The following is an 18,210-nucleotide window of genomic DNA, read 5'->3' as shown; positions in this document are numbered from 1 at the left end:
GGAAACGGACCAGAACCGTTGCGCGCGTTGTAAGCGACGCCCAAGCGCCATGGCAACGAACATGAAGGCCTTTGCCGCCCTGATCGACCAGCTCGTCTACACCCGCAGCCGCAACGGCAAGCTGGCGCTCATCGCGCGCTACTTGCGCGAAACGCCGGACCCGGATCGCGGCTGGGCGCTGGCGGCCATGACCGATGGGTTGAACTTCCCCGCGGTCAAGGCGGGCACGGTCCGCGCGCTGATGGCCGAACGGGTCGACGAAGTGCTCTGGGCCCTTTCGCGCGATTACGTGGGCGACACCGCTGAGACCGCCAGCCTGTTGTGGCCCGAGCCCCCCAGCCCGCCCGCGCCCCCACCCAGCGTCGCCGAAGTGGTCGAAACGCTGCACCACGCCACCCGCGCCACCGCGCCTGCGCTGCTGGCTGGCCTGCTCGACCGGCTTGACGCCAACGGCCGCTACGCGCTGCTCAAGCTGGCGACCGGCGCCATGCGCATCGGCATTTCCGCGCGGCTCGCCAAGGTCGCCTTCGCACAGGCCTTTGACGTCAGCGTCGACGAGGTGGAGGAATACTGGCACGGCCAGGTCGCGCCCTACCTGCCGCTGTTCGACTGGGCGAGCGGCAAGGCCGCGCCGCCGCGCACCGACCTTCTGCCGCTGTTCCGGCCTTTCATGCTGGCCCATCCGCTGGAGGACGGCACTGACGTCAGCCTGGCCGACTATGCCGCCGAATGGAAATGGGACGGCATCCGCGTGCAGCTCGTCCACGTGCATGGGGAAACGCGCGTCTATTCGCGCGGCGGCGACGACATTTCGGGCAGCTTCCCCGAGATCGCCGCAGCACTGCAGGTTCCCGCGGTGCTCGATGGCGAACTGCTGGTGCGCGGTACCCACCAGGGGGGCGAGGAAGGCGGCGCGGCGAGCTTCAACGCGCTGCAGCAGCGTCTTGGCCGCAAGGCACCATCGGCCCGGATGCAGGGCGACTATCCCGCCTTCGTCCGCCTCTACGACCTGCTGATCGACGAAGGCGAGGACTTGCGCGAGTGGGCTTGGGAACAGCGCCGCGCCCGGCTGGAGGCGCTCGTGCCAAGGCTCGATCCCGATCGCTTCGACCTGTCGCAGGTGATTGCTGCGAACGACATGGACGATCTTGCCGAGATCCGCGCCCGCGCCCGCGATGCCGCGATCGAGGGCGTCATGCTCAAGCGGCGCGATTCGCCCTACGTGGCGGGCCGGCGTACGGGCCTGTGGTACAAGTGGAAGCGCGATCCGCTGCTGGTGGACTGCGTGCTGATGTACGCGCAGCGCGGGTCGGGCAAGCGCTCCTCGTTCTATTCCGACTTCACCTTCGGATGCTGGGACGGCGATCCCGATGCCGGGGCGGAACTGCTGCCCGTGGGCAAGGCCTATTTCGGCTTCACCGATGCCGAGCTGAAATGGCTCGATTCCTATGTGCGCAGCCACACCGTGGCGCGGTTCGGCCCGGTGCGGGAAACCGACAAGTCGCTCGTCTTCGAAGTGGCATTCGATTCGATCCACGCCAGCAAGCGCCACAAGTCGGGCGTCGCCATGCGCTTTCCCCGCATCAGCCGCATCCGCGCCGACAAGCCCGCGCACGAAGCGGATCGCCTCGCCACGCTGAAGGCAATGATCGCCGATCCGGTCTGACCCGTCGGTTCTTGATCCAGATCAAACGCGCCCGGGCCCGCGCGCGATAGACCCGCGGGTCCGGAACGAAAGAGAGCGATGACCTTGAGCGAGACCGACACCGTGCCCGCCGATACCCGCAGCCCGTTCGAGCGGATCGGCGGCCATGCGGCGATGCAGGCGATCACCAACCGGTTCTACGATCTGATGGAAAACGATCCGGCCTTTGCCGAACTGCGCGCGATCCACGCCGAGGACCTTGCCCCGATGCGCGCCGCCCTGCCCTCTTTCCTCGCCGGCTGGGCCGGCGGCCCGCGCGACTGGTTCCAGTCCAATCCGGGCAAGTGCATGGTATCGATGCACGCGGCCTTCCCGATCGACCGGCGCACTGCCGGCCAGTGGGCCGAAGCGATGCAGCGCGCGATCGCCGAAAGCGCGGTCGAAGATCGTCAGGTGGCCGATGCAATGGCCGACGTGCTCGCCAACATGGCGCGGGGCATGGCGCGGAGCTGACTCCGCAGGATCATCCCGCTGCGGATGACGGGCGCGCACGCGCGCGCTAGTCTGCCCTGCATGATCACGCATGATAGCGCCCGCCGCCGCTTTGCCATCGCGCTTGCCGCTCTGGCCGGGTTCGTCGACGCGGTCGCCTTCATCTCGGCCGGCGGCTATTTCGTGTCGTTCATGTCGGGCAACTCGACACGCCTTGCGGTCCTGCTGGCAACCGACCCCATGCGCGCCGCAACCCCGCTGCTGCTCATCGCCGGTTTCTTCGCCGGCGTGGTGCTGGGTGCCCTCGTCGCGCACCGCGCCGGACGCTGGCACAAGCCCGCCCTGCTCGCCCTGGTCGGCGGCCTGCTGGTCTGCGCCGCCGTTGCGCGAATGCTCGATCTGCCCGCCACGATGATGGGCGCGATGGCCATCGGCATGGGCGCGCTCAACGCCATGTTCCAACGCGATGGCGAAGTTTCGGTGGGGCTGACCTACATGACCGGCGCCCTGGTCAAGCTGGGGCACGGCCTGGCCGGGCAACTGCTGGGCCAGCCGCGCAAGGGCTGGCCGGCCTGGGGCATGCTCTGGACCGGCCTGCTCGGCGGCGCGGTGCTCGGCGCGTGGCTGCAGGACCGCCTGCCCCTTGCCTGCTTGTGGATCGCGAGCGGCTGGGCGCTGGTGCTGCTGCCCGTCTCGCTGCGCTTTCCCGAAGGCGTGGATTAAAGGTGCATCCCGCCCGAAGCTTCGATCACCTGCCCCGTCACCCAGCCCGCATCCGGGCCTGCCAGCATCGCCACCACGCGCGCCACGTCCTCGGGTTGGCCCACGCGGCGCAGCGCGGCAAGACCGGCAAGCGTTTCGACCATGGCCGGATCGTTGAACAGGTCCGGCGCGAAGTCGGTGATCGTCGCCCCAGGTGCCACGGCGTTGACGGTGATGCCGCGCGCGCCCAATTCCCCGGCGAGCGATACGGTGAAGTGGTTCAGCGCCGCCTTGCTCATGGCGTAGGCCAGGCACGAGGCGTAGCCGACCTGCGCCACCATCGACGAGATGTTGATCACGCGCCCACCATCGCGCAGCCGCGGCAGGGCGGCGCGGGTCACGAAGAACGGACCCTTGGCATTGACCTGCATCTGGCGATCGAAACTGGCCTCGTCGGTTTCGCCGAGCGTGGCCATCGAGCCGATCCCGGCATTGTTGACCAGGATGTCGAGCCCGCCCGCCTTCGCATCGAATGCGGCAAACATCGCCTCGATCGCGGCCAGTTCGGACACGTCGGCGCGTAGCGCGAAGGCCGAACCGCCCGCCGCCACGATTTCGGCCACGGCCGATTCGGCGGCCGCCGCATCGCTGCGATAATTGATCGCCACTTGCGCGCCATCGGCGGCAAGTCGCAAGGCAATGGCGCGACCGATCCCGCGCGATCCTCCGGTCACGAGCGCGGTCTTCCCGGCGAGCGGCGCGGCGTGCGGATTGGTCATGGGCATCCTTTCGAGCAGGTCTTTGCCCGACGCTAGGCCGCCCCCGGCAGCGCGTAACCTCTTCAATCTGCGAAAGGCGCAATCCGCAGCAGCTTTTCGCGAGAAGTTGCGCCGCGCAACAATTCCACGTTCGACGGCGCAACTTCCAGCGCCGTCGCCACCAGCGCGAGTACGGCGGCGGTCGCCTTGCCGTCCTCGGGCCTGGCGCGCACCTTCACCGAGACGCGTCCATCGTCGATGGCGATGCCTTCCGCTCTGGCGCCGGGCGTGACGCGCACGGCCAGCCGGCCTTCGGCGTCGATCAGCGCGCGCAGCATTGCGGCCGGCGGCAGGTCAGCCCTGGGGCGCGCCACCGTGTCGTTCCGGGCGATCGAGCCGATAAGTCACGTGGCGCAGCAGCGGATCGTCCGCCGCCAGCCGGGGATGATCGAAATCAAGCCCGGGCTGATACGTCATGCCCAGCCGTTCCATCACCGCGCGGCTGCGCGTGTTGCCGACGTGGGTGATCGCCCAGGCCGCATCGTCGGGCAGGTTGGCAAAGACCCAATCGACCGTCGCGCGCGCCGCTTCGCTGGCATAGCCATGGCCCCAGCAATCCGATGCCAGACGCCAGCCGATCTCGGCCTTGCCCGCCACCGGCCCCGCCGTGCCGCGAATGACGCCGCACCAGCCGATCAGCCGCGCGTCCTCGCGCCGTTCCAGCGCCCAGAAGCAATGCCCGTCTTGCGCCTGCATCGCCATGCAGCGCTCCACGAGCGCTTGCGTTTCGGCCAGCGACATCACCGGGCCGAGCGTCGCCATGACGACCGGGTCCGCACAGATGGCGTGAAACGGCGTGACGTCAGCCTCGCGCCACGGCCGCAGTAGCAGGCGCGGTGTCTCGATCATGCGCCCATCAGGCGCGCCGCGTGCAGCGCGTGGTAGGTCAGCACGCCCGAACAGCCGGCGCGCTTGAACGCCAGCAGCGTTTCCAGCACCATCGCATCACGATCCGCCGCCCCCGCCGCGACGGCCGCCTCGATCATCGCGTATTCGCCGCTCACCTGATAGGCGAAGACCGGCACGCCGAACGCCTGCTTCACGCGGATGGCGATGTCGAGGTAGGGCAGACCGGGCTTGACCATCACGCTGTCCGCGCCTTCGGCCAGGTCCAGCTCGACTTCGCGCAGCGCTTCCTCGGCATTGCCGGGGTCCATCTGGTAGGTCTTCTTGTCGCCCTTCAGCAGCCCGCGCGATCCCACCGCATCGCGGAACGGGCCGTAGAAGGCAGAGGCATACTTGGCGGCGTAGGACATGATCTGCACGTTGTGGTGGCTGTCGCCCTCCAGCGCCTCGCGGATCGCGGCGATGCGGCCATCCATCATGTCCGACGGGGCGATCACGTCGGCGCCAGCTGCCGCCTGGTTGAGGCTCTGCCCCACCAGCACCTCGACCGTGGCGTCGTTGAGGACATAGCCGCGTTCGTCGATCAGTCCGTCCTGGCCGTGGCTGGTATAGGGATCGAGCGCCACGTCGGTCAGCACGCCGATGTCATCGCCGCAGGCATCCTTGATCGCGCGCACCGCGCGGCACATCAGGTTGTCGGGATTGAGCGCCTCTCGCCCGTCCTCGCTGCGCCGATCAGGCTGGGTGTAGGGAAACAGCGCCAGGCAGGGAATGCCCGCCGCCACCGCGTCCTTCGCCCGCGCGACGATCCCGTCGACCGACCAGCGCGAAACGCCCGGCAGCGACCCGATCGGGTCCTCGACACCGGTGCCTTCGGTCACGAACAGCGGCCAGATGAGGTCGGCCGGGGTCACCTGCACTTCGCGATGGAGCGCGCGGCTCCAGGCGGTGGCGCGGGTACGGCGAAGGCGGGTCATGGGGTAGGAGGTCATGCGCGCTGTCTAGGCCCCGCTGCCCCGCCCCGCAACCATGTCGCCTTGCGAAGTCCGGCGGGCACTTGCGCTCGCTGCAACTGTGCTCAGCGCAGATAGCCGTTGGGTGTGCCGGGCTTCAGCGCCGTCATCTGCGCCAGCCGCGCCTTGAACGCGGCGATCTGCCCCGGATCGACCGCCTGCCGCCGCGCAAGGAAGCGCACCGAGGCCGGATCGACCACCTGCCCGCCGCGATAGAGTTCGTAGTGCAGGTGCGGCCCGGTCGAAAGCCCGGTCGAGCCGACATAGCCGATCACCTGCCCCCGGCGCACGCTCATCCCCGGCGTCACCGCGATGCGGCTCATGTGGCCATAGCCAGTGCCGATCCCGCCGCCGTGGTCGAGCCGGACGTAGTTGCCATGCCCGCCGTGCCAGCCGGCAAAGCTGACCCGGCCATCGGTGGCGGCATAGACTGGCGATCCCCACGGCGCTGCAAAGTCTATGCCCGCATGCATCCGCACGAAGCCCAGGATGGGGTGCCGCCGCATGCCGAAGCCCGATGTCACGTGCCCCGCTACCGGCGTCAGCAGCGCGCCGTCGCTGGATTGCTGGCTGCCGGTCAGCGCGTCGAGCGTTTCGAAGCCGCCCCCGTTGCCCCAGCGCAGCAGCTGGAGGCGCGGGCGCCCATCGCGCAGGATCGCGGCGTATTGCAGATCGCCCGCCTCGCCCTGCCCGTCGGCCGCGCGCTTGTACGATACCACCAGGTCGAATTCGTCGGTGGGCAGGATGTCCTCGAACGGCAGCACGTCGTCCACCGCGCGCAGGTAGTCCTGCACCGTGCCGGGAGGCGCACCGGCGGCACGCGCCGAACGATAGAGGCTCCCGCCCACCACGCCTTGCAGGCGCAGCGGGCGCGTTTCCACCGCGATCGGGGCGCGGCGCAATCCGAGCACCCCGGCGATCCGTTCAACCGAAAGCGCCAGGTCGAAGCGCGGGCGGACCTTGATCGCTTCCAGCGGGCGCGGCTGCGATGGGCTGGTGCGCGATCCCAGCATCAGATCGAAGCGCGTGCCCGCCGCGATCGCATCGAGCGAGACGGCCGAACCGATCAGCGATGCCGCCTGCGCGGCGTCACCCAGCCCCACGCCGGCGCGCTGCAGCATGCGCGGCACGCTGTCGTTTTCGCCCAGCGTCGCCGCAAGTTCCACCTGCGGACGTTCGGGCGCCGAATCGAGCCGCAGCACAAGGCCGGATTCGGCCGCGAAATGCCGGCCGCTCGTCGCTCCGCGCCGCTGCGCCGTCAGCGATTGCGCGGCGAATTCGCGTTGCGCCGCTTCATCGATCCGCACCAGCGGCGCGGCTTCGAGCGGCGCGAAGTCCGGCCAGAATGCGGCAGCCAGCAGCGCCAGCGACAGGAACGTGGCCAGGCCGCGAAACCAGCGGGCGCTGCCGACATCCTCGGCAAGGTCGGGTGCAAGGTCGAGATGCCGGATCCGGCCTTCGATCCCCCGGCACAGCGCGCTCCAGCGTTGCACCAGCGGATGATTTGAAAGGCGAGGCACACCTTCGCGCGGCCGGATCGGGGCCTGCGCTTCGGCAGGAGCGGTCGCCATGCGCTGACGGACGGGGTGCGAAGACGATCCGGCGCTGCCACCCGACCGTGCGCGACCGAACGTCGCCACGGCAACGGCAGGGCCCGATTGGTCTGCTGTCCCGAACACGCGCTCCACGCTCCTTCACGATCCCGTCGCGATCCCTTGTCTCTCCCTGCCGAGACAAGGTTAATTCGGCGTAAAGAAAGACTTACCGCCCGCCGCAGGGATACCGCGCAACGAACAGATCCGCCACCGCGGTCGCCACGCTGGTCTGGGCGCGATGGGTGGGCGGATAGCTGCGCATCTGTGCCATGACGTCATCGCTGTTGAACGGCGCGCGCGCCGGGGGGCACGAACTGGGCCTGCCCGCCGCCTGTTCGCCCTTCAGCCGTACGCGATAGGCTTGCGCCGCGCCGGTCACTTCGGCCTTCAGCAGCTTGTAGTCGCTGCTCATCAGCGCGAACGGCCCCTTGGCGCGCAGCGCATCCGCCTTGGCCAGGAATGTCGCCACCGACATCGCCCCGCCCTGCGCGCTCGCGCCAGCAGGCGCCAGCGCCAGCAGCATGGCAAAGCCAATCAGGCCAGATCGTTTCGTTCGCATCTTTTTCTCTCCCCTCCGTCGCACAGACGGTAGTCGTGCAGACCCCGCTTCGCTATGCCCCAAGCGTTACCCGGGGGGAATGGGCATGAGCGACGCACAGGCGATCGGCGACGTGGTTGAAGGGGCTCTCAAGGCCCGGGCGATCGAACCCAAAGCCGGCGAGCAAGACGCCGGCCACACGCACGAAACCGCCTGCCTCAACTGCGGCACCGCGTTGCTCGGCAGCCACTGCCACGCCTGCGGCCAGGCGGCGCACGTCCACCGCACGCTCGGTGCGTTTTTCCACGACCTTCTCCACGGAGTTTTCCACTTCGAGGGCAAGATCTGGCGGACCATCCCGATGCTGGTGTGGCGCCCCGGCGAACTGACCCGCCGCTACATCGAAGGCCAGCGCGCCCGCTTCGTCTCGCCGCTGGCGCTGTTCCTGTTCTGCGTGTTCCTTGCCTTTGCGGTCTATCACCAGACCGCATCCGAGACGACGTACCAGGGGATGTCCTCCCCGCAGGATGCGGCCAGGGCGGAGAAGGCGATCGAGGGCAAGATCGCCAGGCTGGAGGCCGAGCGCGCCGAGCTCAAGCGTAAGGGGCAGGACACCGAGCAGGTCGACGACAAGCTCGACGGGCAGCGCACCGCGCTCGAAATCACGCGCGAAGTCCGCTCGAACGTGGACAAGCCGGACCAGAAGGTCAGCGACATTTCCGCGATCGACAACGCGGTGAAGAAATTCCGCGAGAACCCCGCCCTCACCGCCTACAAGGCGCAGAACTACGCTTACAAGTACAGCTGGGCGCTGATCCCGATCTCGGTGCCCTTCCTGTGGTTGCTGTTCCCGTTCAGCCGGCGCTTCCACCTCTACGATCACACCGTGTTCGTGACCTACTCGCTCAGCTTCATGACACTGCTGAGCATCGCGGTGATGCTCGTGGCCCTGACCGACTACGACGGGCTCGTCGCGCTGCTGCTGCTTGCGCCGCCCGTTCACATGTACAAGCAGTTGCGCGGTGCCTACGGCACGTCGCGGCTTGGCGGGATCGTGCGCACGTTCGCACTGTCGATCTTCGCCTGCATCGCGCTGACGCTGTTCGTGATCTTCATCGCCGCAGAATCGGGCGCCTGATCAGGCGGGCAGACCATCAGCAGTCGAGGACGAAAGGCCCTGCTTCGCGCGCTTCGAGCGCGGCATGGGCGGCAGCGGCCTGCGCCAGCGGATAGCGCCCGCCCAGCGACAGCGGCAGATCGCCCCGCGCCATCGCCGCGAACAGGCTTTCCGAAGCGGACAGCAGCTTGGCCCGCGGCTGGATGTAGGGCCACAGGAACGGGCGCGAAACCTTGGCAGACTTGGCGCCAAGACGCGAAAGATCGAACGGCGGGATCGGCCCCGACGCCTGCCCATAGTGAACGAGGTGACCCAGCGAGGCGAGGCTCGCCAGCGACCCTTCGAAGCTGTCCTTGCCCACCGCATCGAACGCGACGTTGACCCCGGTCCCGCCGGTGATCTCGGCCACGCGCGCGGCGACATCTTCCTCGCGGTAGAGGATCACGTGATCGCAGCCCGCCGCTTTCGCCACGGCGGCCTTCTCGGGCGAACCCACCGTGCCAATGACGGTCGCGCCGCGAAGGCTTGCCATGCGGGCGACAAGCTGGCCGACGCCACCCGCCGCCGCCTGCGCCAGCACGATCATGCCAGCGCGCACCGGCTCGACTTCGTCGACCAGCGCCTGCGCGGTAAGGCCCTTCAGGAACCAGGCGGTCGCAACGCCCGGCTCCACGCCATCGGGCACCGGGGCGGCAAGCGCTGCATCAAGCACGCGGGCACCGGCATAGGCGCCATAGCTCTTGTCGATGTAGGCAACGCGCTGGCCGACAGTCAGGTCGGTCACGCCCTCGCCCACCTCCTCGATCACGCCCACCGCCTCGAGGCCCGGGATTCCGGGCAAGGCCAGCGTCTTGTACGCGCCCGAACGGACGTAGACGTCGTGGAAGTTCACCGAAACCGCTTCCTGACGGATCAGGATCTGGCCCGGCTCCGGATCGGGAACCGGCACCGTTTCGGCAACTAGGACCTCCGCGCCGCCATAGGCACGGATCACGATCGCTTCACTCGTCCTCGCCACGTATCCCCCCGACGCTTTTGGTAGGACCTGCAGTAAGCCTGCGGTTCAGGCACCCAGCGGCTGCGTGCCGCCGGTCGATCCGGCGAAGCGACGGCCGGCCCGCGGCACGGCCGAACCCTGCGACGAAATCGGCCGCGCGGGCCCCTTCGGCGCGTCGGGACGATCGATCCGGCCTTCTTCGACCAGCGTCTTGATTTCGTCGCCGGTCAGCGTCTCGTATTCGAGCAGCGCCTGGGCCAGCAGGTGGAGCTTGTCCTCCTGCGTGCGCAGGATGTCGGTCGCACGCGCATGCGCGCCATCGACCAGCCCGCGAATTTCGCTGTCGATCAGCTTGTTGGTCTCGTCCGACATCATCGTGCGGTTAGTGCTGCCCATGCCGAGGTAGCCGTCCTGGCTTTCCTCGTACATCAGCGGCCCCAGCTTGTCCGACATGCCCCACTTGGTCACCATGCTGCGCGCAAGGCTGGTGGCATACTGGATGTCCGAAGACGCGCCCGACGAAACCTTGTCGTGGCCGAAGATGATCTCCTCGGCCACGCGGCCGCCCATCGAAACCGACAGGTTAGCGTGCATCTTGTCGCGGTGGTAAGAGTAGCTGTCACGTTCGGGCAGGCGCATGACCATGCCGAGCGCGCGGCCGCGCGGGATGATCGTCGCCTTGTGAATCGGGTCGGACGCCGGCTCGTTGATCGAAACGATGGCATGGCCCGCCTCGTGATAGGCGGTCATCTTCTTCTCGTCCTCGGTCATGACCATGCTGCGGCGCTCGGCGCCCATCATGACCTTGTCCTTGGCGTCCTCGAATTCCTGCATGGCGACAAGGCGCTTGCTGCGGCGTGCGGCGAGCAGCGCGGCTTCGTTGACGAGGTTGGCCAGATCCGCGCCCGAGAAGCCCGGCGTCCCGCGCGCAATCGTGCGCGGGTTGACGTCGGGCGCCAGCGGCACCTTCTTCATGTGCACCGACAGGATCTTCTCGCGTCCCTCGATATCGGGGATCGGCACCACCACCTGGCGGTCGAAGCGGCCCGGGCGCAGCAGCGCCGGATCGAGCACGTCGGGGCGGTTGGTCGCGGCGACGATGATGATGCCTTCGTTGGCCTCGAAGCCGTCCATTTCGACCAGCAGCTGGTTCAGCGTCTGCTCGCGTTCGTCGTTCGAATTTCCGAGGCCATGGCCGCGATGGCGACCCACAGCGTCGATTTCGTCGATGAACACGATGCACGGCGCGTTCTTCTTCGCCTGTTCGAACATGTCGCGCACGCGGCTCGCGCCCACGCCCACGAACATCTCGACGAAGTCCGAGCCGGAAATGGTGAAGAAGGGCACGCCCGCCTCACCCGCGATGGCGCGGGCGAGCAGGGTCTTGCCGGTGCCGGGGCTGCCGACGAGCAGCGCGCCCTTCGGGATCTGGCCGCCGAGCTTGGAAAAGCGCGTGGGATCGCGCAGGAATTCGACGATTTCCTGCAGTTCCTCGCGCGCTTCGTCGATGCCGGCAACGTCGTCAAAGGTGACGCGGCCCGACCGTTCGGTCAGCAGCTTGGCCTTCGACTTGCCGAAGCCCATCGCACCCGATCCGCCGCCCTTCTGCACCTGGCGCAGCGCGAAGAAGGCCACGCCCAGGATCAGCAGGAACGGCAGCGACTGGGCGAGGATGTAGAGCAGAAGGTTGGGTTCTTCCTGCGCCTTGCCCGAATACTGCACGCCGTTGTCCTGCAGCAGCTTGGGCAGGTCCGCATCGCCCTGCACGGGGACGGTGGAGAAGGTCTGGTCGTTCTTCAGCGTACCGGTAATCCGGTCGGGTCCAATCTGCACTTCCTTCACCGCGCCTTCGGCCACGCGGCTGCGGAAATCGGAATAGCGGATCATCGTGCCGGTGCTGTCGGTACGTGCGCCGAACATCGAAACCACGAGCAACAGGGCTAGGAAGATGCCGCCCCAGACGAGGAGGCTCTTGATCCAAGGGTTACCCTGCGGCTGGTCGTCGTTCATGCCATTGCTCTTTGTTGACAAGGCGGACTCGTCCCGCCTGTTTCCTGCAATGTAGGTGTCTGGGGGTGAATGGCAATATAACCGAAGGTGCGATTCCTTGCGTTTGTCTGATCGAAGGCCTCGCTCACCGCGCGCCCCGCGACATCAAGGCGGCACTCTGTCGGTTTACGTCCTGTGCGGCGGCGTCACCGCAAATCGCCATTCGCCGTCGCGGGACCAGCCCTTTACCCCCGCGAGCGTCGCCGTCCGGCCTTGCCGCAGCGCATCGTGCCAGTCGGCCAGTTCCCGCCCGCGCGGGGTCGATCGACCGATTTCGCCGACGATGGCCTCCAGCACGCGCAGCGCGATGGCGCGCGGCGCGTCCGGTCGCCAGACCAGCACGCCCTCTTCCCGCCGGATGGCGGCGATGCACTGCGCCGTCGCCCATTCGATCGCCTCGTCCGCTTCGGCCAGATGCCGCGCGCTTTCGGTAATCGCGGTGCGGTCCAGCCAGGCGGCATCGCGCAGCGCCGATCGCACTCGCACCCGCTCGAATCGCGGATCTTCGTTTGAAGGATCGGCCACCGCGACAAGGCCCACCTCTGCCACCACTGCGGCGAGCTCCTCGCGCCGCCAGCCGAGCAGCGGTCGCAGCAGGGGCAGGTGCGGCGCGCCGGGCGTGGCGGATCGGGCGCGCATTGCCGCCAGCCCGCGCACCCCGGCACCCCGGTTGAGCCGCATCAGCACGGTTTCTGCCTGATCGTCGGCATGGTGAGCCACGACCAGCGCGCCCAACCCCTTGCGCCCCGCCCATTCGGCCAGCGCGGCATAGCGCGCGGCGCGGGCGCGTTCCTGCACGCCCGCTCCGGACGGCAACGACAGCGTCAGCGTGTCATGGCTGACGCCCAGATCCGCACAGACCCGTGCGACCAGCGCCGCTTCTGCCGCAGCTTCGGCGCGAAGGCCGTGATCGACCGTCGCCACCGCGAACGGTGCGCATCCGGCCGCGTGCATCAGCACCAGCAGGGCAAGGCTGTCCGGACCGCCCGAAACCGCGAGACCGACCGGCCCCTCAGACCTGCTCCACAGCGCGGCGAAATCGCGCGCAAACCGGGCGGTCAGCGCCTCAATTGCAGGTCACCGCCTTGTTGGCGGCTTCGTACTGCGCCTTCAGCCGCCCGGCGGCCTCGGTCGGATAGACGTTCTTGAATTCGGCATAGGCGACGCAGGCGCGCTTCGTTTCCTTCAGCTTCGCCATGGCGACGCCCAGGTAGAGCAGGCTGTCGGCAGCGCGTTCGCCCTGCTTGTCGGCCTGGTAGTTCTGCAGGAACCACTGCGCCGCGGTGCCGGGCTTGTCGTCGTCGAGATAGGCGCGGCCCAGCAGGTTGCGGGCGAAGCTGATGCGCTTGCTCTTGGGATACGCCTTGACGAACTTGCCCAGCTGCTGCTGCGCTTCGGGGAAGAACTTCGCCTCCCACAGCCGGTAGCCATAGGCGTATTCGTCCTCGGCCGCATCGCCGGTCGCAGGCTTCTCGATCGCTTCCACCGCAGCCACGCGATCGGCCGAGGGCGCGGCGGGCTTGGCCGCAGGAGCAGGCTTGGGTGCCGCCGTCGCGGGTGCCGGGGCAGGGACCTTGACCGGCGCCACGGCATCGGTGCTCGTCGATGTCGCTGCCGACGTCGCCGGGGCGGCCGTGGCCGGTGCCGGGGAAGATGCCGCAGCGGGCGCGGGCTCTAGCGCGGTCAGGCGCGCTTCCAGCTTGCCGATGCGATCCTGGCTTTCCTCGCTCGCCGCCGTCAGCCGCTGCAACTGCGCCTCGACCGCGTCCATCCGCGCCAGCAGATCGGCCACCGGGGTGCTAGCCGGGGTGCCCACCGGCTTGGCGGTCGATTGCGGGGCGGTGATTTCGGGCGCGAAGGTCTTGCCCGCGCCATCGGGGAAGACCTTGCGCTGCACCGCGCGCAGCTCGCTTTCCAGCCGGCGCAGCCGTGCCTCGGTCGTTTCGGGCACTTGCGACTGGGCCAGCGCCGGCGAAGGCATCGCCAGCGGCGCAGCCGTCGCGGCAAGGACAAGCGCCAGCGTCGCGCGGGCGAACGGACCGGGGAACGTGGTCTTCATGATAACTCCCATCAGGGCGCAGCGCGCGAGATCCGGCGCGCGCGGCACCGCTTGCCCTGCTTGCCGCAGGGCGCGCTTCTTGTCGAGATTGCGACTAGTTTGCCGTCGTGGATGACGTCAACGAAGGTGCCGGCGCAGGCGCAGGCGCAGGCACCGCGGCCTCCGGCGCCGGGGCGCGGACAGGCGCGCGCGCGCGCCTCGCGGCCGGGGCAGGAAACGACGCCGGCGCAGTGGCCGCCGCTGGAGCCATGGCAGGCGCCGGTACGGCCGACCGCGCCAGCAGCGCCGCGCCGTCGACCGCGACGTTCTTCACGATGCCTTCCTTCTCGGCCAGCCGGGCAACCGCCTTGCCGCCCACCGTGATCGCCAGCGCGTCGGGCCGTCCGGTCCACAGCACCGGTCCCTTCGCTTCGGCGGGCACGGTATAGCTTTCGCCCTTGGCCATCTGCTTCTGCATCAGCTGCTGGCCGCTGGCATCGCTGAACTTGACCCAGATCCGGTCTTCCAGCGCGGTGAACACCACCGGGCTGGTGGCGGGCGCGGGCGCGGCGGCGGGAGCAGCAGGCTTTGCCGCCGGGGATGCCGGAGCAGACGAGGAAGGCCCGACCAGCGGCGGCAGCTCGGCCGCCGGCCAGTAATAGCTGCGCCACAACCCGAAGCCCAGCACCACGACGCCAAGGCCGAGCAGCACCGCAAGCCAGGTGAGCAGGCGCGATGGCGTCTTGGCCGGATCGCCCACTTCGAACTGGTTGATCTTGCGCGGTTCGGGTTCGGGCGTGGCGGCATCCAGCTCGCGCCGGATGGCGTCGGCAATGTCGCGCTCCTGCAGCCCCACCTCGCGCGCGTAGCTGCGGGCAAAGCCCAGCACATAGGGTCGGCCCGGCAGCGTGGCGAAATCGCTCGATTCGATCGCGGCGATATGGCGCGCGGTGATGCGCGTGCGACCGGCGATGTCCGCGATCGACAGGCCCTGTGCTTCGCGCGCGGCGCGCAAGCGGCTTCCGGCAGAGGCGAACGGCCCTGCGACCAGTTCGCCGCCTTCCGAAAGGCTTTCGTTTCCGCCGCCTTCTGCCACGGCGCGACTCCCGTTTGTCATGCTGTTCTTCTTGGCAACCCCGAAGATGACGCCCCCGCCGCAAACGATCCCACGAATGGAGCGGTTGTCAACGAATTATGGCGTCATATTCGGGGCAAGGACGACGAAGCGGGCAAGGAAGCGGGTGGCGGGCGGCACGAAGGGCCTCAGTCGCACTCGATTCCGCGATAGAACGCCCACTCCGCGATCGCCGAGCGCAGATCGCGCGGGGGTTCGGCAAGCCACTTGTCCATCGCCTCGCGAATCTCGCGAAGGTCGATCTTGCGGACCAGTTCCTTGACCGGGCCGACCGCGGCCGGGGTGATCGAAAGCCGCGTGATGCCAAGCCCCAGCAGCGCCAGAGCTTCCAGCCGCCGTCCGCCCATCTCGCCGCACACGGTCACGTCGGTGCCGTGCGGGGCCACGGTCTGCACCACCCGGCGCAGGAAGCGCATGATCGCCGGGCTCAACCAGTCATAGCGTTCGGCAAGCTTGGGGTTCGCACGATCGGCCGCAAACAGGAACTGGGTCAGGTCGTTGGTGCCGACCGACAGGAACGACAGCCGCGGCGCCAGCACGTCGAGGCATTCGGCCAGCGCCGGCACTTCCAGCATCGCGCCATAGCGGATCGCTTCGGGCAGCAGCTTCTTCTGCTGCTTCAGGAACGCGAGCTGGCTGTCGAACACCGCCTTGGCCGCATCGAATTCCCACGGTTCGGTCACCATCGGGAACATCACGTTGAGCGTGCGCCCCCCGGCCGCTTCCAGCAGCGCGCGAGCCTGGACCTTGAGCAATCCGTCGCGTTCCAGCGCAACGCGCAGCGCGCGCCAGCCCATCGCCGGGTTCTCCTCGGTCTCGCCATCGTTGTGCCGCAGGTAGGGCAGCACCTTGTCGCCGCCGATGTCCACGGTGCGGAACACCACCGGCTTGTCGCCCGCAGCATCGAGCACGTCGCGATAGAGCCGCGTCTGGCGTTCGCGCGCGGGCAGCGTTGCCGAAACCAGGAACTGGAATTCGGTGCGGAACAGACCGATCCCGTCGGCGCCGGTCATGGCGAGCGCGGGCATGTCGTCGCGAAGCCCCGCGTTCATCAGCACCGCGATCCGCGTCCCGTCGCGCGTCACCGGCTCGACATCGCGCAGCGTGGCATAGTGCGCCTGGCGTTCGCGGTTCTTGGCAAAGCGCGTCTCGAACGCTTCGACCAGCGCCGGCGCGGGCCGCACGTCGATCACGCCCTGATCGCCATCGAGCAGCAGGATATCGCCGTCGCGCACCTTGCCGCGCAGGCTCTTCACCCGCCCGACCACCGGAATGCCCATCGCCCGCGCCACGATCACCACGTGCGCGGTCAGCGATCCTTCTTCCAGGATCACGCCCTTCAGCCGGCGCCGGTCGTATTCGAGCAGTTCGGCCGGCCCCAGGTTGCGCGCGATCAGAATCGCATCGCCCTTCAGCCCCATGCTCGCCGCCGTGCCGAGCTGGCCCGAAACGATGCGCAGCAACCGGTTCGACAGGTCTTCCAGATCGTGCATGCGATCGGCCAGCAGCGGATCGTCGATCTGGCGCATCCGCATGCGCGTGCGCTGCTGCACGCGTTCGATGGCGGCTTCGGCGGTCAGGCCGGAATCGATCGCGTCGTTGATCCGCCGCGTCCAGCCTTCGTCATAGGCGAACATGCGGTAGGTCTCGAGCACCTCCTCGTGCTCGCCCCCCACGCCGAATTCGGCCTGGCTCGCCATGCGGTCGATCTGTTCGCGCATCTTGTCGAAGGCGTGGATCACCCGCTGGCGCTCGGCCTCGGTATCTTCGGCAACGATGTGCTCGATGGTCACGCGCGGCTGGTGGAACACGGCAACGCCGCTCGCCAGCCCCTTGACCAGCGTCAGCCCCTTCAGCCGTTCGTGCCCCGTCAGGTGCGCGGGCACCCCCAGCACGTCCTCGTCATCGATCAGTTCGGCATTGGCGATCAGTTCGGACAGCACCATCGCCACCGTCTGCAGCGCCTCGATTTCGACTTCCTCGTAGCGGCGCGGCTCGACATGCTGGACCGCGACGACGCCCACGGCGCGTTCACGCCGCACGATCGGCACGCCGGCGAACGAATGGAAGCGCTCTTCACCGGTTTCGGGGCGGAAAGCGAAGTCGGGGTGGGCCGCCGCCTCGGCCAGGTTCAGCGTCTCGATATTGGCGGCGATCGTGCCGACCAGACCCTCGCCCACGGCCATGCGCGTCACGTGGACGGCCGCCTGATTGAGCCCGCGCGTAGCGAACAGCTCGAGCATGCCCTCGCGCAGCAGGTAGATCGAGCAGACCTCGCTATCGAGCTTTTCGCCGATGACCTCGACGATCAGGTTGAGCTTGGCCTGGGCGCCGGCGCGTGAAGCCATCACCTCGTGCAACGAGGTCAGGATCGCGCGGGCGGATGCAACGGCAGAGAGCATGGCCATGGCCTAGCCTAGCGAGCATCCCATGCAAACGGCAAGCGTTGCCGAATACGCGGCAATCCTGTGCTGGCCGTGCCGTAAAGGAAATTCGTATGTGGATGATGGTCCGGTTCGGTGGGACCAGGCACCCGGTGGACCGGCCCGATCAGGGGCCGGTCGCTCCGCAGGCGCATCAATGTCGCAGCGAGAGTTCTTCCTTGATCCGCAACTTCCGCTTCTTCAGTTCCATCACGAGCCCGCCGTTGGGGAACGGCCGCGCCATTTCTTCGGCGATCTTGCGTTCAAGGCCGGCGTGCTTGGTCTGCAAGGCAGTGACATGCGATGTGTCCATACGGATACCTCCTGCTGGGGTGTTCCCGTCCAGCCTGCACAAGATGCGAAGTCCTTGCGCAGGGTTCCTTCGCGTCCGTCCCGACTCGAACCGGTCCGGTGCGGGCGCGTTGTCATGCTCCCACATTCGCCGTATCTTGCAAGCCGCACCGCGTCGGAACGCGGCGGCTGAGGGATGTACCGTAGGTGGTGCAGGAATCGGTTGCCCCGCCTGGGGTGCCACCTGGAGTGCCACCTGGAGTGTTTGTGTGACCGAAGACGAAATGCGCAAGCGGCTCGAAGCGCTGCGGCTCGAGCACCGCGATCTCGACGCCGCGATCGACGCGCTGAGCGGTGCGGGCACCGTGGACCAGTTGCAGATCGCGCGATTGAAGAAGCGCAAGCTGCGTCTCAAGGACCAGATCGCCATGCTCGAGGATTACCTCATCCCCGATATTATCGCCTGATGCGAAAGGCTTGGGGCCCGACACGGGCCTCGCGATGCCGATCC

18 protein-coding genes are annotated in these 18,210 nt (G+C 68.2%); 5 read left to right on the top strand and 13 right to left on the bottom strand.

The window, feature by feature from the left end:
* Positions 1-61 precede the first annotated feature (61 nt).
* The 3 genes from HHL27_RS13425 to HHL27_RS13415 all read left to right on the top strand — a co-directional run bounded on the left by HHL27_RS13425 (position 62) and on the right by HHL27_RS13415 (position 2,860).
* Complete coding sequence (locus tag HHL27_RS13425; RefSeq protein WP_169494009.1) at positions 62-1,666, top strand: cisplatin damage response ATP-dependent DNA ligase; 1,605 nt, start codon at positions 62-64, stop codon at positions 1,664-1,666.
* Positions 1,667-1,744: 78 nt separating this feature from the next.
* Positions 1,745-2,158: a globin domain-containing protein gene (locus HHL27_RS13420; RefSeq protein WP_169493926.1), complete on the top strand. Its 414-nt coding sequence runs from the start codon at positions 1,745-1,747 to the stop codon at positions 2,156-2,158.
* A 60-nt stretch (positions 2,159-2,218) separates the two neighbouring features.
* Entirely contained in the window at positions 2,219-2,860 is a 642-nt protein-coding gene (locus HHL27_RS13415) for a YoaK family protein (protein WP_169493925.1), read from the top strand.
* Here the strand turns inward: HHL27_RS13415 and HHL27_RS13410 are convergent.
* From HHL27_RS13410 to HHL27_RS13385, 6 genes are all read right to left on the bottom strand, one after another.
* A complete protein-coding gene (locus tag HHL27_RS13410) occupies positions 2,857-3,618 on the bottom strand; it encodes an SDR family NAD(P)-dependent oxidoreductase (RefSeq protein ID WP_169493924.1) in 762 nt (253 codons plus the stop codon). The genes HHL27_RS13415 and HHL27_RS13410 overlap by 4 nt on opposite strands.
* Before the next feature lie 62 nt (positions 3,619-3,680).
* A complete protein-coding gene (locus HHL27_RS13405) occupies positions 3,681-3,971 on the bottom strand; it encodes a DUF167 family protein (RefSeq protein WP_169493923.1) in 291 nt (96 codons plus the stop codon).
* Positions 3,952-4,506, bottom strand: a complete 555-nt coding sequence (locus HHL27_RS13400; protein WP_169493922.1) for a GNAT family N-acetyltransferase — start codon at positions 4,504-4,506, stop codon at positions 3,952-3,954. Before HHL27_RS13400 ends, HHL27_RS13405 begins: the two co-directional genes overlap by 20 nt.
* On the bottom strand, positions 4,503-5,495 hold the full coding sequence (gene hemB / locus HHL27_RS13395) for a porphobilinogen synthase (RefSeq protein ID WP_169493921.1): 993 nt from the start codon (positions 5,493-5,495) through the stop codon (positions 4,503-4,505). The genes HHL27_RS13400 and hemB overlap by 4 nt, the downstream gene beginning before the upstream one ends.
* A gap of 86 nt (positions 5,496-5,581) precedes the next feature.
* Positions 5,582-7,195, bottom strand: coding sequence for a M23 family metallopeptidase (locus HHL27_RS13390; protein ID WP_338114901.1), 1,614 nt, complete (start codon positions 7,193-7,195; stop codon positions 5,582-5,584).
* A gap of 82 nt (positions 7,196-7,277) precedes the next feature.
* Positions 7,278-7,670: a hypothetical protein gene (locus HHL27_RS13385; protein ID WP_240959754.1), complete on the bottom strand. Its 393-nt coding sequence runs from the start codon at positions 7,668-7,670 to the stop codon at positions 7,278-7,280.
* Between the two features lie 85 nt (positions 7,671-7,755).
* Here HHL27_RS13385 and HHL27_RS13380 point away from each other — a divergent pair, with 85 nt between their 5' ends.
* Positions 7,756-8,787 (top strand): DUF3667 domain-containing protein, encoded by a 1,032-nt coding sequence (locus tag HHL27_RS13380; RefSeq protein WP_206069589.1) that lies wholly within the window; start codon positions 7,756-7,758, stop codon positions 8,785-8,787.
* Between the two features lie 16 nt (positions 8,788-8,803).
* Here the strand turns inward: HHL27_RS13380 and HHL27_RS13375 are convergent, their stop codons facing one another.
* The 7 genes from HHL27_RS13375 to HHL27_RS13345 form a co-directional block, all read right to left on the bottom strand.
* A complete protein-coding gene (locus tag HHL27_RS13375) occupies positions 8,804-9,784 on the bottom strand; it encodes a zinc-binding dehydrogenase (RefSeq protein WP_169493920.1) in 981 nt (326 codons plus the stop codon).
* Between the two features lie 45 nt (positions 9,785-9,829).
* Positions 9,830-11,773: an ATP-dependent zinc metalloprotease FtsH gene (gene ftsH / locus HHL27_RS13370; protein ID WP_169493919.1), complete on the bottom strand. Its 1,944-nt coding sequence runs from the start codon at positions 11,771-11,773 to the stop codon at positions 9,830-9,832.
* A gap of 165 nt (positions 11,774-11,938) precedes the next feature.
* A complete protein-coding gene (gene tilS, locus HHL27_RS13365) occupies positions 11,939-12,766 on the bottom strand; it encodes a tRNA lysidine(34) synthetase TilS (protein ID WP_240959804.1) in 828 nt (275 codons plus the stop codon).
* Positions 12,767-12,878: 112 nt separating this feature from the next.
* Positions 12,879-13,871 carry a tetratricopeptide repeat protein gene (locus HHL27_RS13360; RefSeq protein ID WP_240959753.1) on the bottom strand — a complete coding sequence of 331 codons (993 nt, stop codon included), beginning with the start codon at positions 13,869-13,871 and terminating at the stop codon, positions 12,879-12,881.
* A gap of 94 nt (positions 13,872-13,965) precedes the next feature.
* The gene (locus HHL27_RS13355) at positions 13,966-14,967 is read right to left on the bottom strand and encodes a helix-turn-helix domain-containing protein (protein WP_169493918.1); all 1,002 of its coding nucleotides are present in this window, start codon (positions 14,965-14,967) and stop codon (positions 13,966-13,968) included.
* Positions 14,968-15,113: 146 nt separating this feature from the next.
* Positions 15,114-17,393, bottom strand: coding sequence for a phosphoenolpyruvate--protein phosphotransferase (ptsP, locus tag HHL27_RS13350; protein WP_169493917.1), 2,280 nt, complete (start codon positions 17,391-17,393; stop codon positions 15,114-15,116).
* 169 nt (positions 17,394-17,562) lie between these two features.
* Positions 17,563-17,721: a YdcH family protein gene (locus HHL27_RS13345; protein WP_169493916.1), complete on the bottom strand. Its 159-nt coding sequence runs from the start codon at positions 17,719-17,721 to the stop codon at positions 17,563-17,565.
* A 247-nt stretch (positions 17,722-17,968) separates the two neighbouring features.
* Between HHL27_RS13345 and HHL27_RS13340 the strand changes: the two genes are divergently transcribed.
* A complete protein-coding gene (locus tag HHL27_RS13340) occupies positions 17,969-18,166 on the top strand; it encodes a DUF465 domain-containing protein (protein WP_169493915.1) in 198 nt (65 codons plus the stop codon).
* Positions 18,167-18,210 lie beyond the last annotated feature (44 nt).

The organism is Novosphingobium olei (assembly GCF_012927405.1).
GTDB classification, from domain to species: domain Bacteria; phylum Pseudomonadota; class Alphaproteobacteria; order Sphingomonadales; family Sphingomonadaceae; genus Novosphingobium; species Novosphingobium olei.
The sequence above is the reverse complement of the archived record's forward strand: the minus strand, read 5'-3'. Positions and strand labels throughout refer to the sequence as shown.

Bases quoted from the DNA above. Each gene is read 5' to 3' on its own strand.
- ptsP (WP_169493917.1), bottom strand. From the start codon at position 17,393: ATGGCCATGCTCTCTGCCGTTGCATCCGCCCGCGCGATCCTGACCTCG.
- HHL27_RS13420 (WP_169493926.1), top strand. From the start codon at position 1,745: ATGACCTTGAGCGAGACCGACACCGTGCCCGCCGATACCCGCAGCCCG.
- HHL27_RS13415 (WP_169493925.1), top strand. From the start codon at position 2,219: ATGATCACGCATGATAGCGCCCGCCGCCGCTTTGCCATCGCGCTTGCC.
- ftsH (WP_169493919.1), bottom strand. From the start codon at position 11,773: ATGAACGACGACCAGCCGCAGGGTAACCCTTGGATCAAGAGCCTCCTC.
- HHL27_RS13425 (WP_169494009.1), top strand. From the start codon at position 62: ATGAAGGCCTTTGCCGCCCTGATCGACCAGCTCGTCTACACCCGCAGC.
- hemB (WP_169493921.1), bottom strand. From the start codon at position 5,495: ATGACCTCCTACCCCATGACCCGCCTTCGCCGTACCCGCGCCACCGCC.
- HHL27_RS13345 (WP_169493916.1), bottom strand. From the start codon at position 17,721: ATGGACACATCGCATGTCACTGCCTTGCAGACCAAGCACGCCGGCCTT.
- HHL27_RS13355 (WP_169493918.1), bottom strand. From the start codon at position 14,967: ATGACAAACGGGAGTCGCGCCGTGGCAGAAGGCGGCGGAAACGAAAGC.
- HHL27_RS13400 (WP_169493922.1), bottom strand. From the start codon at position 4,506: ATGATCGAGACACCGCGCCTGCTACTGCGGCCGTGGCGCGAGGCTGAC.
- HHL27_RS13410 (WP_169493924.1), bottom strand. From the start codon at position 3,618: ATGACCAATCCGCACGCCGCGCCGCTCGCCGGGAAGACCGCGCTCGTG.
- HHL27_RS13360 (WP_240959753.1), bottom strand. From the start codon at position 13,871: ATGAAGACCACGTTCCCCGGTCCGTTCGCCCGCGCGACGCTGGCGCTT.
- HHL27_RS13385 (WP_240959754.1), bottom strand. From the start codon at position 7,670: ATGCGAACGAAACGATCTGGCCTGATTGGCTTTGCCATGCTGCTGGCG.
- tilS (WP_240959804.1), bottom strand. From the start codon at position 12,766: ATGCACGCGGCCGGATGCGCACCGTTCGCGGTGGCGACGGTCGATCAC.
- HHL27_RS13380 (WP_206069589.1), top strand. From the start codon at position 7,756: ATGAGCGACGCACAGGCGATCGGCGACGTGGTTGAAGGGGCTCTCAAG.